Below are 14,744 nucleotides of genomic sequence, written 5' to 3' on the forward strand. Positions count from 1 at the left end.
CGGAGCCACCCATGCAACACACCATCACCGTTCCCCCACCGAAGCGCAGCTGGTTCTCGCTGATGAGCTGGGCCATTTTGCTGGCGGTGCTCGCCATTTCCTGGAAAGGCGCGGAAATGAACCCGGTGGCGCTGTTCACCGACGCGGGCAATATGGCGACCTTTGCCGCCGACTTCTTCCCTCCAGACTTTAGCCTGTGGCAGGACTACCTCAAAGAGATGGCCGTAACCCTGCAAATCGCCGTCTGGGGCACTGCGCTTGCGGTGGTCCTCTCCATCCCCTTTGGCCTGATGAGCGCCGAAAACCTGGTGCCATGGTGGATTTACCAACCGATGCGCCGCCTGATGGACGCCTGCCGCGCCATCAACGAAATGGTTTTCGCCATGCTGTTCGTCGTCGCCGTGGGCTTAGGCCCATTCGCCGGGGTCATGGCGCTGTTTATTCACACCACCGGGGTGCTTTCCAAGCTGCTGTCGGAAGCGGTGGAAGCGATTGAACCCGGCCCGGTAGAAGGCATCCGCGCTACCGGCGCCAACAAAATTGAAGAGATTATCTACGGCGTTCTGCCGCAGGTCATGCCGCTTCTCATCTCTTATTCGCTGTACCGTTTTGAATCCAACGTTCGTTCCGCCACCGTCGTCGGCATGGTTGGTGCAGGCGGCATCGGCGTGACCTTATGGGAAGCGATTCGCGGCTTCCAGTTCCAGCAAACCTGCGCATTGATGGTGCTCATTATCGTCACCGTCAGCCTGCTGGATTTCCTGTCTCAGCGTTTGCGTAAGCACTTTATCTGATTAGCGAGGTCTTGATGGCTATGCACCTGTCTACACATCCGACCAGTTATCCCACGCGTTATCAAGAGATTGCCGCGCGTCTGGAGCAAGAGCTGCGGCAGAACTATCGCTGCGGTGATTACCTGCCCGCCGAGCATCAACTGGCGGCACGCTTTGAAGTCAATCGCCACACCCTGCGTCGCGCCATCGATCAACTGGTCGAAAAAGGCTGGGTACAGCGCCGCCAGGGAATTGGCGTGCTGGTGCTAATGCGCCCGTTCGACTATCCGCTGAACGCCCAGGCGCGCTTTAGCCAGAATCTGCTCGATCAGGGCAGCCATCCCACCAGCGAAAAGCTGCTGTCGGTGCTGCGTCCAGCCTCCGGGCATATTGCCGACGCGCTGGGGATTAACGAAGGCGACAACGTGATTCACCTGCGCACGCTGCGCCGGGTCAACGGCGTGGCGCTGTGTTTGATCGATCACTACTTTGCCGACCTCAGCCTGTGGCCGACGCTACAGCGCTTTAGCAGCGGGTCGCTGCACGATTTCCTGCGCGAACAGTCCGGCATTGCGCTTAAGCGTAGCCAGACTCGCATCAGCGCCCGCCGGGCGCAGGCCAAAGAGAGTCAGCGGCTGGAAATTCCCAATATGGCGCCCCTGCTGTGCGTCCGCACCCTGAACCACCGTGAAGGCGATGACCAGGTGATGGAGTACTCCGTCAGCCTGACCCGCGCCGACATGATTGAATTTATTATGGAGCACTAATGGACGCTAATCACGCGACCCGTCAGCACTGGATGTCGGTGCTGGCCCACTGCGACCCGGCCAGCCTCGAAGCCAAAATGGTCGCCCTGAATATCACTGCGCAATACGAGGTGATCCGCGCGGCGGAAACCGGACTGGTTCAGCTCCAGGGGCGCATGGGCGCGACCGGTGAACGCTTTTTTGCCGGAGACGCCACCTTGACCCGCGCCGCCGTGCGCTTGAGTAACGGCACGCTGGGCTACAGCTGGATACTGGGACGCGATAAACCGCACGCCGAACGCTGCGCGCTGCTGGACGCCCTGCTCCAGCAGCCCTCGCATTATCAAACCCTAATAGAAACCCTCATTACCCCGCTGGAAGCCGACCGTACGGCGCGCATTGCCGCACGTCAGGCCGAGATCAATGCCAGCCGGGTCGACTTCTTTACGCTGGTTCGCGGAGACAACGCATGACCCTGGAAACCGCTTTTTCCCTCCCCGTGCAGGATGCCCAACACAGTTTTCGTCGCCTGTTAAAAGCGATGAGCGAGCCGGGCGTGATTGTTGCGCTGCATCAGCTCAAGCACGGCTGGCAGCCGCTGAATATCGCCACCACCAGCATTCTGCTAACGCTGGCCGACAACGATACGCCGGTCTGGCTGGCGGGCGCGCTGCATAACGATATCGTCAGCCAAAGCCTGCGTTTTCACACTAATGCGCCGCTGGTTGAGCAGCCGCAGCAGGCGACTTTTGCGGTGTCGAACGACACCATCAGCCGCGAACAGCTGGATGCGCTGTGTACCGGCAGCGCCATCGCGCCGGAAACCAGCGCCACGCTGATTGTGCAGGTTGCCAGCCTGAGCGGCGGCCGCATGCAGCGCCTGACCGGCGCGGGCATTCAGGATGAGCGCATGATCGCCCCGCAGCTGCCGGAGTGCATTCTGCATGAACTGACCGAACGCCCGCACCCGTTCCCGCTCGGCGTAGATCTGATCCTCACCTGCGGCGAGCGCCTGCTGGCCATCCCGCGGACTACCCACGTGGAGGTTTGCTGATGTACGTAGCCGTTAAAGGGGGCGAAAAGGCGATTGAAGCCGCCCACCAGCTCCAGGAAAGCCGACGTCGGGGCGACACCTCGCTACCCGAGCTGAGCGTCGCCCAGATAGAACAACAGCTGAATCTGGCCGTTGACCGGGTGATGACCGAAGGCGGCATTGCCGATCGTGAACTGGCGGCGCTGGCGCTAAAGCAGGCCAGCGGCGATAACGTCGAAGCCATTTTTCTGCTGCGTGCCTACCGCACGACGCTGGCGAAGCTGGCGGTCAGCGAGCCGATTGATACCCGCAACATGCGCCTTGAGCGCCGTATTTCCGCCGTCTACAAAGATGTGCCCGGTGGACAGCTTCTCGGCCCCACCTACGACTACACCCACCGCCTGCTGGATTTTACCTTGCTGGCCAACGGCGAAGCCCCGGCGCTGAAAACCGAGGGCGGTGAGCCGTCATCAGCGCCGCATGTATTCAGCCTGCTTGCGAGTCAGGGTCTGGCGAAAGCGGAGCAGGATAACGGCGCAACGCCGGACGACATCACCCGCACGCCACCGGTTTACCCCTGCTCGCGTTCCTCCCGCCTACAGCAGCTAATGCGCGGCGATGAAGGCTATCTGCTGGCGCTGGCCTACTCCACCCAGCGCGGCTACGGGCGTAACCACCCGTTCGCGGGCGAAATCCGCAGCGGCTATGTCGAGCTGGAAATTGTGCCCGAAGAGCTGGGTTTTGCGGTGAACGTCGGCGAAATGCTGATGACAGAGTGTGAAATGGTCAACGGTTTCGTCGACCCGGCGGACGAACCGCCGCACTTTACCCGCGGCTACGGTCTGGTGTTCGGCATGAGCGAACGCAAAGCGATGGCCATGGCGCTGGTCGACCGCGCCCTGCAGGCCCCGGAGTACGGCGAACACGCCGTCGGCCCGGCGCAGGATGAAGAGTTCGTTCTCGCCCACGCCGATAACGTCGAAGCCGCAGGCTTCGTCTCACACCTCAAACTCCCTCATTACGTCGATTTCCAGGCCGAGCTGGAACTGTTGAAACGCCTGCAACGGGAGCAGAAAAATGGCTAATCTCAGCGGCTATAACTTTGCCTATCTCGATGAACAGACTAAACGCATGATCCGCCGTGCGATCATGAAAGCGGTGGCGATCCCCGGCTATCAGGTGCCGTTCGGCGGCCGCGAAATGCCAATGCCCTACGGCTGGGGCACCGGCGGCATTCAGCTCACCGCCAGCGTGATCGGCGAAGCGGATGTGCTAAAGGTTATCGATCAAGGGGCGGACGACACCACCAACGCCGTGTCGATCCGCCACTTCTTCCAGCGGGTGACCGGAGTGCATACCACCGAGCGCACCGAAGATGCCACCCTAATCCAGACCCGCCACCGGATCCCGGAAACGCCGCTGGCCGAGGATCAGATCCTGATCTTCCAGGTGCCGATCCCGGAACCGCTGCGTTTTATCGAACCGCGTGAAACGGAAACCCGCACCATGCACGCGCTGGAAGAGTACGGCGTGATGCAGGTGAAGCTGTACGAAGATATCGCCCGTTTCGGCCACATCGCCACCACCTACGCCTATCCGGTGAAGGTGAACGACCGCTACGTGATGGACCCTTCGCCGATTCCAAAATTCGATAACCCGAAAATGGACATGATGCCCGCGCTGCAGCTTTTTGGTGCCGGCCGCGAAAAACGTATCTACGCCGTGCCGCCGTATACCCGCGTCGAGAGTCTCGATTTCGACGACCATCCGTTCACCGTACAGCGCTGGGACGAACCCTGCGCCATCTGCGGTTCAACGCACAGCTATCTCGACGAAGTGGTGCTGGACGATAGCGGCAAACGGATGTTTGTCTGCTCCGATACCGACTACTGCCGCCAACAGAGCGAGGCAAAAAAACCATGAGCCAGCCGCTACTTTCCGTTGACCGCCTGACCCATCTGTATGCGCCGGGTAAAGGTTTCAGCAACGTTTCATTTGATTTATGGCCGGGCGAAGTGCTGGGCATCGTCGGCGAATCCGGTTCTGGAAAAACCACGCTGCTGAAGTCTATTTCTGCACGTTTGACGCCGCAAGAAGGGGTCATCCGCTATCAGGACAGCTCGCTGTACGCCATGAGTGAGGCCGAGCGCCGTCGCCTGCTGCGCACCGAGTGGGGCGTGGTGCATCAGCATCCGATGGACGGCCTGCGCCGCCAGGTATCGGCGGGCGGCAATATCGGCGAACGATTGATGGCCACCGGTGCGCGGCATTACGGCGAGATCCGCGCTACCGCCCAGCGCTGGCTGGAGGAAGTCGAAATACCGGCATCGCGTATCGATGACCTGCCCACCACCTTTTCCGGCGGCATGCAGCAGCGTTTGCAGATAGCCCGCAATCTGGTGACCCATCCGAAACTGGTGTTTATGGACGAACCCACCGGCGGGCTGGACGTATCGGTGCAGGCCCGTCTGCTCGACCTGCTGCGCGGCCTGGTGGTGGAACTGAACCTGGCGGTGGTGATTGTGACCCATGATTTGGGCGTCGCACGCCTGCTGGCCGACCGCCTGCTGGTGATGAAGCAGGGCCAGGTGGTGGAAAGTGGGTTAACTGACCGGGTGCTCGACGATCCTCACCATCCCTATACCCAACTGCTGGTGTCATCGGTGTTGCAAAACTGACTTGTGTCGGCCTGATAAGCGAAGCGCTGCCAGGTTCCCGGATGCACATACGTTAAAGAGGCGAAAAATGAACGCGATCCGCGTAGAAAACGTGAGTAAAACTTTTGTGCTCCACCAGCAAAACGGCGTCCATCTGCCGGTACTGAAAAACGCCTCGCTCGAGGTCAACAACGGTGAATGCGTGGTGCTGCACGGCCATTCCGGCAGCGGGAAATCCACGCTGCTGCGCTCGCTTTACGCCAACTATCTGCCGGACGAAGGGCATATCCATATTAAACACGGCGACGAGTGGGTAGATCTGGTGAGCGCGCCGGCGCGAAAAGTGGTGGAAATCCGCAAAACCACCGTCGGCTGGGTGAGCCAGTTTCTGCGCGTGATCCCGCGAATCTCGACGCTGGAAGTGGTGATGCAGCCACTGCTCAATACCGGCGCACCGCGGGAAGTCTGTAGCGCCAAGGCCGCCCAACTGTTAACACGTCTGAACGTGCCGGAGCGTTTATGGCACCTCGCGCCGTCGACCTTTTCCGGCGGCGAACAGCAGCGCGTCAACATCGCCCGCGGGTTTATCGTCGATTACCCCATTTTATTGCTCGACGAACCCACCGCCTCGCTGGATGCCAAAAACAGCGCGGCGGTTGTCAGCCTGATTCATGAAGCCAAAGCCCGCGGTGCGGCCATCGTCGGTATTTTCCACGACGAAGCCGTCCGTCACCAGGTCGCAGACCGCCTCCATCCAATGGGTACACCTGCATGATTATCAATAATATAAAGCTGGTTCTTGAAAACGACGTCGTTCACGGTTCGCTGGAAGTGAAGGACGGCGAGATCCGCGCCTTTGCCGATAGCCAGAGCCGTCTGCCAGAAGCCATGGACGGCGAAGGCGGCTGGCTGCTGCCGGGGCTGATTGAACTGCACACCGATAATCTGGATAAATTCTTTACCCCACGGCCCAAAGTTGATTGGCCGGCCCACTCGGCAATGAGCAGCCACGATGCGCTGATGGTTGCCAGCGGTATCACCACCGTTCTTGATGCAGTGGCGATTGGCGACGTGCGCGATGGCGGCGATCGGTTGGAAAATCTGGAGAAGATGATTAACGCCGTTGAGGAGACGCAAAAACGCGGTCTCAACCGCGCTGAACACCGCCTGCATCTGCGCTGCGAACTGCCGCACCACACCACGCTGCCGTTATTTGAAAAGCTGGTCAGCCGCGAGCCAGTTTCGCTGGTGTCATTAATGGACCATTCGCCGGGTCAGCGCCAGTTCGCCAACCGTGAAAAGTATCGGGAATACTATCAGGGCAAATATTCGCTGACCGACGCACAGATGCATGAGTATGAAGAAGAGCAGCTGGCGCTGGCTGCCCGTTGGTCGCAGTCCAACCGTACCGCCATTGCCGGGATGTGTCGCGAACGCCAAATCGCATTAGCCAGCCACGATGATGCCACCCACGATCACGTGGTGGAATCGCACCTGCTGGGCAGCGTGATTGCTGAGTTTCCAACCACCTTTGAAGCCGCTGAATCATCGCGCCGCCACGGCATGAATGTACTGATGGGCGCACCAAACATCGTGCGCGGCGGTTCGCACTCCGGAAACGTCGCGGCGCATCAGCTCGCCTCGCTGGGGCTGCTGGACATTCTCTCCTCCGATTATTATCCCGCAAGCCTGCTGGATGCCGCCTTCCGCGTCGCGGATGACGAGAACAACGGCTTTACGCTCGCACAGGCCATCAATCTGGTGACCCAAAATCCCGCGCGGGCGCTCAACCTCCACGACCGCGGCGTCATTGCCGAAGGCAAACGTGCCGACCTGGTGCTGGCGCACCGTAAAGGCGAGCACATTCATATCGACCACGTCTGGCGTCAGGGAAAAAGGGTGTTCTGATGATGGGTAAACTTCTGTGGTTAATGGGGCCTTCCGGCTCCGGCAAAGATAGTCTGCTGGAAGTACTTCGCCAGCAGGAGCACAGCGACCTGTTGGTCGCGCATCGTTATATCACCCGCCCGGCCAGCGCGGGCTGCGAAAACCATATCGCCCTGAGCGAGCAGGAGTTTTTTACCCGCGCGGGCAGAAATTTGCTCGCGCTGAGCTGGCACGCTAACGGACTCTACTACGGCGTGGGCGTAGAGATTGACCTTTGGCTGCACGCCGGGTTTGACGTGGTGGTGAACGGTTCCCGAGCGCATCTGGCGCAGGCGAAAGCCCGCTACGCTAGCGCGCTGCTGCCGGTCTGCTTACAGGTCTCCCCGGACATTCTGCGCGAACGCTTACAGGCGCGCGGGCGGGAAAACGGCGTCGAGATTGCCGCACGCCTGGAGCGCGCCGCACGCTATACCCCTGCAGATTGTCATACGCTCAATAACGACGGAAGTCTGCTACAGTCGGTGGATCAATTGCTCACCCTGATGGGACGAAAGGAGAGAAGCCATGCCTGAGTGTGAACTGCGCCATGCTACGTTCGAGGATATCGACGATGTCTACGCGTTAATGTGCGAACTGAAACAAGCTGAATACGACCGCGATGCCTTTTACACCGGCTTTGCCGCGAATCTTGAAGATCGTAATTTGCATTACCAGTTGGCCCTACAAGACGGCAATGTGGTGGGCATGATTAGCCTGCATTTGCAGTTTCACCTGCATCACGCCAACTGGATTGGCGAGATTCAGGAGTTGGTGGTGATGCCGAAAGTCCGCAGTTCAGGGATCGGCAGTCAACTGCTGGCGTGGGCGGAAGAGACAGCACGGGACCAAGGCGCGGAGATGACGGAATTATCGACCAGCACCCAACGCGTTAATGCCCATCGCTTTTACCAGCGTGAAGGCTACGTCCCCAGCCACCTCCGCTTCACCAAAGCGCTATGAGCCTGACGCTTACCCTTAGCGGGGCCGGCGGCGCACAGGGCGTGCCCGCCTGGGGCTGCGACTGTCCGGCCTGCACGCGCGCCAGACGGGCACCGCAATATCGGCGAAAAGCCTGTAGCGGCGTGGTGAGATTCAACGAGGCGATCACGCTGATCGATGCTGGCCTGCACGATCTTACCGACCGCTGGCCGGCCGGATCTTTTCAGCAGTTTCTACTGACCCACTATCATATGGATCACGTTCAGGGGCTGTTTCCGCTGCGCTGGGGCGTGGGCGACAGCGTGCCGGTTTACGGGCCGCCTGACGAGCAGGGCTGCGACGATCTGTTTAAACATCCCGGCGTGCTGGATTTCAGTCATACCGTAGAGCCGTTCGTGGTCTTCAGCCTTCAGGGACTTCAGGTGACCCCCCTCCCGCTGACGCATTCGAAACTCACCTTCGGCTACCTGCTGGAAACCCCGCATAGCCGCATCGCCTGGCTCTCCGACAGCGCCGGGTTGCCGGATAAAACGCTGACTTTTTTATGCAACAATCGTCCGCAGGTGATGGTTATCGATTGCAGCCACGCCCCGCGCGAGGAGACCCCGCGTAATCACAGTGATTTAGCCACGATTCGGGCTTTAAACGAACGCATTCGCTGCCCGCGGGTGATTCTGACGCATATCAGCCACCAGTTTGATGAATGGATGATGAGCCATCTTTTGCCTGCGGGAATAGAAGCCGGTTACGACGGCCAGGAGATCGTGCTCGACTAGCGGTCGTAGTCATCATCTAGCCGCCGTTCATCGTCGGACAGTTGGCGCCGTTCCTGATCCAATTGGCGCTGGCGATCGTCGAGTTGACGGCGTCGATCGTCAAGCTGGCGCCGTCGATCGTTATATTGTTGACTGCTTTGGCTACGACTGCCGCGATCGTCCCAGCGACGATCGTCATCATCGCGATTGCTATCGGAACGATCGCTGCTCGGGTTATAGGCGTCGTTGATAGCCTGCTGAATATTGCCGATGGCATCATCAATCATATCGGCATACGCCAACTGGCTGGTTAGCGATACGGCGCAGAAGAAAAGAGCGGTCAAATAACGTTTCATAAAGCCTGTCTCGTCAAGGGAGCTGGCGATAGATTAAGGGTGGCGCGCGATTGGCGGGTAGCGGAGGAATCTCAATTCCACCACAGCGTCTTACGTGATGAACATAAATTCTAAATCCATCTCTTCATTTTTATTAATTATAGAGCCAGGTGCATACAGCTCGTTATTTGATGTTTACACGACAACTCATTAAATGAATTAATTCACAACTGACGTCTAAATAAACCGCAGAATGCATTTAAGATATCAATATCAACCAATACTTCATATTAATACAAAAATATAAATTATCCGGAATAGAATAATGATTCTTCTTACCGCAGGCTTCTGCTTGCGCACCACGTCAGGAGCCGGGAACCATTGACAGGCGAACGATGGCAGGTTTCACGACGCAACAGACACCGCTTGCTGCGGGTTATCAAACGGCTACCGCTCAACGGGTATAAGCATTCCTGAATTCTTTATTCATGTAAAAAATAAATATTAATAATGAATACGAAAACCACATAAGTTATGAATGCGGTATCAAAACAAAACTATATTTCTCTCACCAAAAAATCGCCATACGGATCTTTCTGATTTTATTTTACATTCACCCCGGATATTGTTCGCAATACACAGGATGTTCTTCTCTATGCAAATAGTTAAATCCAGAATAGTGAGGCGGCTGAAAAAATGCGGCTGGCTCACGCTCGCGATGCTACTGTCAGGATGCTCGCTCTCTCCGGCCATTCCCGTTATAGGCGCTTATTATCCCGGCTGGCTTTTTTGCATGATTGCCGGCGTCATTCTTGTGCTCATCACCCGACGGTTCATGCTGCACAAATATAAAGTGATTTCATTCGCAGGCGTTATTTATACCGCCCTCTTTGCCCTGTACTCCATGCTGTTCTGGCTGGTGTTTTTTTAACTCACATTGAGATGCGCCCATGGAAAGCTCGCAGAAAAAAGTTTCTCATAACAAAATCCCGGCTCTGTTTCTGGTCATACTCGCCATGGTGGTGATGGTTTATGTCATCTGGCGTTTGGATAGCTCACCGTCTACCAACGATGCCTACGCCTCTGCCGACACGATAGATGTGGTCCCGGAAGTCAGCGGACGTATCATCGAGCTGGCCGTTAAGGATAATCAGCTGGTTAAGCAGGGTGACCTGCTATTTCGCATCGACCCTCGGACGTATGAAGCCAATCTGGCGAAAGCACAGGCTACGTTGCATGCCCTCGATGAGCAGATCATGTTGACACAGCGCAGCGTAGACGCGCAAAAGCTGGCCGCCAACTCGGTGGAAGCCATGGTTGCCAAAGCGCGAGCGGCGGAAAAACAGGCCAGCAGCACGCTTAATCGCACAGCACCGCTGCTGTCGCAGGGATTTGTCTCGGCAGAAGATGTTGATCGCGCGCGCACGGCACAGCGCGCCAGCGCAGCCGATCTCAATGCCGCACTATTACAGGCTCAGCAGGCAGCTACCGCGGTGAGCGGCGTTGATGCTCTGGTCGCTCAGCGTGTTGCGGTGCAGGCCGATATCGCCCTCACCCAGCTGCATCTGGAAATGGCCACAGTACGTGCCCCGTTTGATGGCCGCGTGGTGTCGCTAAAAACCTCCATTGGTCAGTTCGCTTCCGCCATGCGCCCCATCTTTACCCTGATTGATACCCGCCACTGGTACGTCATCGCCAATTTCCGTGAAACCGAGCTGAGCAATATTCACGCTGGTACCCCGGCAACGATTCGTCTGATGAGTGATAGCGGCAAAACCTTTAGCGGCAAAGTCGATTCTATCGGTTACGGCGTGCTGCCTGACGACGGCGGTCTGGTATTAGGCGGCCTGCCGCGCGTGGCCCGTTCAATCAACTGGGTGCACGTGGCTCAGCGCTTCCCGGTCAAAATCAGGGTCGATAAACCGGACGCAGAGATGTTCCGCATCGGCGCCTCGGCGGTTGCCACCCTTGAGTCACAATAATGAACGCACTCAATTATCTGCCGCTGCCGGTGGTTCGACTCCTGGCATTTTTCCATAGAGAACTGAGCGAAAAGCGTCCCGGACGACAGTCGCAAATGCTTCAGCTGTGGGTGGGTTGCCTGCTGGTGACGCTGATTTCCATGACCTTTGAGGTCCCTTTTTTGGGCATCTCGCTGACGGTATTGTTTTACGGCGTACAGTCGAATGCGTTTTACACCAAATTTGTGGCAATCCTGTTTATCGCCGCGACGATAATGGAAATTGGCTTTCTGTTTATGCTCTACAAGTGGTCATACGGCTATCCCTTGCTCCGCATGATCATCGCCAGCCTGATTGTCTTTGGCAGCATGTTTTTGATGCGCACCTATAAGCTGGGGCTGATATTTTTTGCCCTCGCGATTGTTGGCATATACGGCCAGACCTTTCCCGGCATGATTGATTATCCCGAGGTGGTCGCGCGCCTTACCCTGTGGTGTATCGTCGTTGGGCTTTACCCTACGCTGTTGATGGTGCTTCTGGGCGTACTCTGGTTCCCTAGCCGAGCCGGGCAGCAAATACAGGAGTCATTGTGCGCGAGGCTGGATGATGCACTGAGCCATCTGGCGGTACCGACGCCAGCGCTTACGGAAAAGTACGTTGAGCGCGAAGTGCTGGCGCTGCAAAAACTCAGCGCCTTCTGCATGCTCGACGATACCGACTGGAAAGCGCATAGTGCCTGGTGGAAAAATTGTGTCGCCACCGTCAGCTATCTCTATACCACTCTCAACCGCTACAGCGACGAAGCCGCCAGACATCAGGTCCTGGCGTATAAGCTACAGTATGAAATCACAGCACTACAAAGCGCTATCGCACAAGGGGAGCCCTGGCAAACTCAATGGCAGCTGAGCGCCGAAGACCGCATTATTGCCCGGGAATGTGGACTGGAAGGTCTCTGTGAACGTCTGCTCCAGCTTGGTCATATGGACCCAAAAACGCCGCCAGCCCCCGCGGTGAAAGAGTCGTCGATGGTAGCGGACGCCTTCAGCAATCCGGCCTACGTCCGCTACGCGCTGAAAACACTGCTGGCCTGCATGATCTGTTACATCTTCTACTCCGGCGCCGATTGGGAAGGTATCCATACCAGCATGCTGACCTGCATCATCGTCGCCAACCCTAGCATTGGCTCAACCGGCCAGAAAATGGCGCTCCGTTTTGGTGGTGCGTTCATTGGCGCAGCCCTGGCGCTGTTGATGACCATTTGTATCATGCCGTGGCTGGATAATATCGTTGAGCTGCTGTGCGTGCTGTCGCCTGTTTTCCTGCTCGCCGCATGGATAGCCACCGGATCGGAGCGATCCTCCTATATTGGAACGCAGATCATCGTGACCTTCTCACTGGCGACCCTCGAAAACGTTTTTGGCCCGGTTTACGATTTAGTCGAGATCCGCGATCGTGCGGTTGGCATCCTGATCGGTACGGCCGTCTCGGCGGTGATCTTCACCTTTATCTGGCCGGAAAGTGAAGCCAATACCCTGCCGCGTAAGCTGGCGAGTGCGCTGAACATGCTGGGTAATCTGCTGCGCCTTCCGCAGCAGGATCCTGCCGATCGGCGAGCCTATCTCCAGCTGCGTGTCGGCTGCCATACCGCCTTTAATGCTTGTGAAGAGATGTGTGAACGCGTGGCGCTGGAACGGCAGCTTGATGATGATAAACGCGAGCATCTTCTCGCACTCAGCCGCGATACGCTTCAACACGGCCGGGAGATCCTCTACGGCTGTGACAGCGCCACGGCGCCACTTCCAGCCTTCGCACAAGCGCTAGAACAATACGCCGCAGGGCTGGAAAACGGCGAGACTACGCCCGTATCGCTATCCAGTGAAATATCCCCCACCTTACCCGCACAGACGCAGCGCGTTATACAGCAGATAGTCAGTTTACCCGACTGGACCCGTCCAGCGACTACCGTCGCTGAGGCCCAGGCGCAAGGAGCCACATTACAATGACCCGTAACTTTTTCCGCATTCTCCTGTGCGGCCTTATCGGCAGCGCCACGACGCTTTCCGGCTGCGCGTTGATCCGCAACGACTCTGCCGCCCATTCCCAGCTACAACCCACGCAAATCAAGCTGGCGGACGATATTCACCTGGCGAGCCAGGGGTGGCCCCAGGCGCAGTGGTGGCGGCAGCTTAACGACCCTCAACTCAGTTCGCTTATCGACAAAGCGCTGTCCGGTTCCCATACCCTTGCCGAAGCAAAACAGCGTGAAGAGAAAGCCCAGTCGCAGGCCGATCTGCTGGAAGCAGGATCGCAGCTCCAGATGGCGGCGCTCGGAATGATTAACCGGCAGCGTGCATCCGCCAACGGTTTCCTCGGCCCTTACGCGCTGGACGCTCCCAGACTCGGGATGGACGGCCCTTACTACACCGAAGCGACCGTCGGTCTGGTTGCCGGGTTGGATCTCGACCTGTGGGGCGCTCATCGCTCCGCCGTTGCGGCAGCGATCGGCGCACAAAACGCGGCACTCGCTGAAACGGCGGCGGTGGAACTGGCTCTCTCAACCGGCGTGGCGCAGCTCTATTACAGCATGCAGGCAAACTATCAGATGCTCGACCTGCTTGAGCAAACCCGTAGCGTGATTGATTACGCGGTTCAGGCGCACCTGAGCAAAGAGTCTCATGGATTAGAAGCGAAAATCCCTTACCACGGCACGCGGGCGCAGTTGCTGGCGGTAGATAAACAAATTGCCGCAGCGAAAGGGCAAATTAAAGAGACGCGCGAATCGCTGCGCGCGCTCATCGGAGCCAACGGCAACGAACTGGCAGAGATCAAACCGGTCGCGCTGCCGCAGGTACAGACGGGCATTCCGTCAACGCTCTCCTACGATCTGCTCGCCCGCCGCCCGGATCTGCAGGCAATGCGCTGGTATGTACAGGCTTCGCTCGATCAGGTCGATGCCGCGAAAGCGCTGTTTTATCCGAGCTTCGATATCAAAGCCTTCTTCGGCCTGGATGCCATTCACATTGACGATCTGTTCAAAGCCCCCAGCAAGCAGATTAACTTTATCCCCGGCCTGCGCCTGCCGCTGTTCGACGGCGGTCGTCTGAACGCCAACCTGAAAAATACCCGCGCCACCAGCAACATGCTGATTGAACACTATAACCAGTCGGTGCTGAACGCCGTACGCGATGTGGCGATTAACGGTACGCGTTTGCAAACCCTGAACGAAGAACGCGAACTGCAGCTTGAGCGCGTCGATGCGAGCCGCTTTAGCCAAAGCGCCGCCGAAGCCGCATTTAATCGCGGGCTTGGCAGCCGGCTGCAGGCCACCGAAGCTAGCCTGCCGGTGATTTCCGAGCAAATGTCGCTGCTGGTGCTGGATACTCAGCGGGTCATTCAAAGCATTCAACTGATCAAAACGCTCGGCGGCGGATACCAGGCGCCGACCCCCTCTCGCTAACCCCTTGCCGCATGATAAATGTCATGCGGCTTTTTCCTTCGACACGTCAAATATGACGACGGCCTGTTTTTCGTCAGGGTTTTGACCAAAAATTGCCCGTAATATCAGGGAATGCCCACAATAAAAAAGTGGCATAAAAGATGCATACTGAGGGCGACAGCG

At 57.8% G+C, this 14,744-nt stretch carries 17 protein-coding genes; 16 read left to right on the forward strand and 1 reads right to left on the reverse strand.

Annotated features, from left to right (window positions below; translation table 11 throughout):
* Positions 1 to 11: 11 nt before the first annotated feature.
* From phnE to phnP, 12 genes are all read left to right on the forward strand, one after another.
* Positions 12 to 794: a phosphonate ABC transporter, permease protein PhnE gene (gene phnE, locus KCR01S_RS14000; RefSeq protein ID WP_061283325.1), complete on the forward strand. Its 783-nt coding sequence runs from the start codon at positions 12 to 14 to the stop codon at positions 792 to 794.
* A 20-nt stretch (positions 795 to 814) separates the two neighbouring features.
* On the forward strand, positions 815 to 1,540 hold the full coding sequence (phnF, locus tag KCR01S_RS14005; RefSeq protein WP_061283326.1) for a phosphonate metabolism transcriptional regulator PhnF: 726 nt from the start codon (positions 815 to 817) through the stop codon (positions 1,538 to 1,540).
* The gene (phnG, locus tag KCR01S_RS14010; RefSeq protein ID WP_061283327.1) at positions 1,540 to 1,992 is read left to right on the forward strand and encodes a phosphonate C-P lyase system protein PhnG; all 453 of its coding nucleotides are present in this window, start codon (positions 1,540 to 1,542) and stop codon (positions 1,990 to 1,992) included. The genes phnF and phnG overlap by 1 nt, the downstream gene beginning before the upstream one ends.
* The gene (gene phnH / locus KCR01S_RS14015) at positions 1,989 to 2,573 is read left to right on the forward strand and encodes a phosphonate C-P lyase system protein PhnH (RefSeq protein WP_061283328.1); all 585 of its coding nucleotides are present in this window, start codon (positions 1,989 to 1,991) and stop codon (positions 2,571 to 2,573) included. Before phnG ends, phnH begins: the two co-directional genes overlap by 4 nt.
* Complete coding sequence (locus KCR01S_RS14020; protein ID WP_061283329.1) at positions 2,573 to 3,637, forward strand: carbon-phosphorus lyase complex subunit; 1,065 nt, start codon at positions 2,573 to 2,575, stop codon at positions 3,635 to 3,637. The genes phnH and KCR01S_RS14020 overlap by 1 nt, the downstream gene beginning before the upstream one ends.
* Positions 3,630 to 4,475 (forward strand): alpha-D-ribose 1-methylphosphonate 5-phosphate C-P-lyase PhnJ, encoded by an 846-nt coding sequence (gene phnJ / locus KCR01S_RS14025; RefSeq protein ID WP_061283330.1) that lies wholly within the window; start codon positions 3,630 to 3,632, stop codon positions 4,473 to 4,475. The genes KCR01S_RS14020 and phnJ overlap by 8 nt, the downstream gene beginning before the upstream one ends.
* The gene (phnK, locus tag KCR01S_RS14030) at positions 4,472 to 5,230 is read left to right on the forward strand and encodes a phosphonate C-P lyase system protein PhnK (RefSeq protein WP_061283331.1); all 759 of its coding nucleotides are present in this window, start codon (positions 4,472 to 4,474) and stop codon (positions 5,228 to 5,230) included. The genes phnJ and phnK overlap by 4 nt, the downstream gene beginning before the upstream one ends.
* A gap of 67 nt (positions 5,231 to 5,297) precedes the next feature.
* Positions 5,298 to 5,984 (forward strand): phosphonate C-P lyase system protein PhnL, encoded by a 687-nt coding sequence (gene phnL, locus KCR01S_RS14035; RefSeq protein WP_061283332.1) that lies wholly within the window; start codon positions 5,298 to 5,300, stop codon positions 5,982 to 5,984.
* On the forward strand, positions 5,981 to 7,117 hold the full coding sequence (gene phnM, locus KCR01S_RS14040; protein WP_061283333.1) for an alpha-D-ribose 1-methylphosphonate 5-triphosphate diphosphatase: 1,137 nt from the start codon (positions 5,981 to 5,983) through the stop codon (positions 7,115 to 7,117). The genes phnL and phnM overlap by 4 nt, the downstream gene beginning before the upstream one ends.
* The gene (gene phnN, locus KCR01S_RS14045; protein WP_061283334.1) at positions 7,117 to 7,668 is read left to right on the forward strand and encodes a ribose 1,5-bisphosphokinase; all 552 of its coding nucleotides are present in this window, start codon (positions 7,117 to 7,119) and stop codon (positions 7,666 to 7,668) included. Before phnM ends, phnN begins: the two co-directional genes overlap by 1 nt.
* Entirely contained in the window at positions 7,661 to 8,095 is a 435-nt protein-coding gene (gene phnO / locus KCR01S_RS14050) for an aminoalkylphosphonate N-acetyltransferase (protein ID WP_061283335.1), read from the forward strand. Before phnN ends, phnO begins: the two co-directional genes overlap by 8 nt.
* Positions 8,092 to 8,850 (forward strand): phosphonate metabolism protein PhnP, encoded by a 759-nt coding sequence (gene phnP / locus KCR01S_RS14055; RefSeq protein ID WP_061283336.1) that lies wholly within the window; start codon positions 8,092 to 8,094, stop codon positions 8,848 to 8,850. Before phnO ends, phnP begins: the two co-directional genes overlap by 4 nt.
* Here phnP and yjdP read toward each other — a convergent pair.
* Positions 8,847 to 9,185 carry a DDRRRQL repeat protein YjdP gene (gene yjdP, locus KCR01S_RS14060; protein ID WP_061283337.1) on the reverse strand — a complete coding sequence of 113 codons (339 nt, stop codon included), beginning with the start codon at positions 9,183 to 9,185 and terminating at the stop codon, positions 8,847 to 8,849. The two genes, phnP and yjdP, sit on opposite strands and share 4 nt — an antisense overlap.
* Positions 9,186 to 9,819: 634 nt before the next feature.
* Here yjdP and KCR01S_RS14065 point away from each other — a divergent pair.
* Genes KCR01S_RS14065 through KCR01S_RS14080 form a run of 4 tightly spaced genes read left to right on the forward strand, consistent with a single transcriptional unit; the run spans position 9,820 to position 14,582 of the window.
* Positions 9,820 to 10,095 carry a YtcA family lipoprotein gene (locus tag KCR01S_RS14065; RefSeq protein ID WP_061283338.1) on the forward strand — a complete coding sequence of 92 codons (276 nt, stop codon included), beginning with the start codon at positions 9,820 to 9,822 and terminating at the stop codon, positions 10,093 to 10,095.
* Between the two features lie 19 nt (positions 10,096 to 10,114).
* Entirely contained in the window at positions 10,115 to 11,146 is a 1,032-nt protein-coding gene (gene mdtN / locus KCR01S_RS14070; RefSeq protein ID WP_061283339.1) for a multidrug transporter subunit MdtN, read from the forward strand.
* Positions 11,146 to 13,128, forward strand: coding sequence for a multidrug efflux transporter permease subunit MdtO (gene mdtO / locus KCR01S_RS14075; protein ID WP_061283340.1), 1,983 nt, complete (start codon positions 11,146 to 11,148; stop codon positions 13,126 to 13,128). The genes mdtN and mdtO overlap by 1 nt, the downstream gene beginning before the upstream one ends.
* Positions 13,125 to 14,582 carry an MdtP family multidrug efflux transporter outer membrane subunit gene (locus KCR01S_RS14080; protein ID WP_061283341.1) on the forward strand — a complete coding sequence of 486 codons (1,458 nt, stop codon included), beginning with the start codon at positions 13,125 to 13,127 and terminating at the stop codon, positions 14,580 to 14,582. The genes mdtO and KCR01S_RS14080 overlap by 4 nt, the downstream gene beginning before the upstream one ends.
* The last annotated feature ends 162 nt before the right edge of the window (positions 14,583 to 14,744 follow it).

Origin of the sequence: Kluyvera cryocrescens NBRC 102467 (genome assembly GCF_001571285.1) — a bacterium.
GTDB lineage: Bacteria > Pseudomonadota > Gammaproteobacteria > Enterobacterales > Enterobacteriaceae > Kluyvera > Kluyvera cryocrescens.

Coding starts and splice junctions, on each gene's coding strand:
- phnE (WP_061283325.1), top strand. CDS start 12: ATGCAACACACCATCACCGTTCCCCCACCGAAGCGCAGCTGGTTCTCG.
- phnF (WP_061283326.1), top strand. CDS start 815: ATGCACCTGTCTACACATCCGACCAGTTATCCCACGCGTTATCAAGAG.
- phnG (WP_061283327.1), top strand. CDS start 1,540: ATGGACGCTAATCACGCGACCCGTCAGCACTGGATGTCGGTGCTGGCC.
- phnH (WP_061283328.1), top strand. CDS start 1,989: ATGACCCTGGAAACCGCTTTTTCCCTCCCCGTGCAGGATGCCCAACAC.
- KCR01S_RS14020 (WP_061283329.1), top strand. CDS start 2,573: ATGTACGTAGCCGTTAAAGGGGGCGAAAAGGCGATTGAAGCCGCCCAC.
- phnJ (WP_061283330.1), top strand. CDS start 3,630: ATGGCTAATCTCAGCGGCTATAACTTTGCCTATCTCGATGAACAGACT.
- phnK (WP_061283331.1), top strand. CDS start 4,472: ATGAGCCAGCCGCTACTTTCCGTTGACCGCCTGACCCATCTGTATGCG.
- phnL (WP_061283332.1), top strand. CDS start 5,298: ATGAACGCGATCCGCGTAGAAAACGTGAGTAAAACTTTTGTGCTCCAC.
- phnM (WP_061283333.1), top strand. CDS start 5,981: ATGATTATCAATAATATAAAGCTGGTTCTTGAAAACGACGTCGTTCAC.
- phnN (WP_061283334.1), top strand. CDS start 7,117: ATGATGGGTAAACTTCTGTGGTTAATGGGGCCTTCCGGCTCCGGCAAA.
- phnO (WP_061283335.1), top strand. CDS start 7,661: ATGCCTGAGTGTGAACTGCGCCATGCTACGTTCGAGGATATCGACGAT.
- phnP (WP_061283336.1), top strand. CDS start 8,092: ATGAGCCTGACGCTTACCCTTAGCGGGGCCGGCGGCGCACAGGGCGTG.
- yjdP (WP_061283337.1), bottom strand. CDS start 9,185: ATGAAACGTTATTTGACCGCTCTTTTCTTCTGCGCCGTATCGCTAACC.
- KCR01S_RS14065 (WP_061283338.1), top strand. CDS start 9,820: ATGCAAATAGTTAAATCCAGAATAGTGAGGCGGCTGAAAAAATGCGGC.
- mdtN (WP_061283339.1), top strand. CDS start 10,115: ATGGAAAGCTCGCAGAAAAAAGTTTCTCATAACAAAATCCCGGCTCTG.
- mdtO (WP_061283340.1), top strand. CDS start 11,146: ATGAACGCACTCAATTATCTGCCGCTGCCGGTGGTTCGACTCCTGGCA.
- KCR01S_RS14080 (WP_061283341.1), top strand. CDS start 13,125: ATGACCCGTAACTTTTTCCGCATTCTCCTGTGCGGCCTTATCGGCAGC.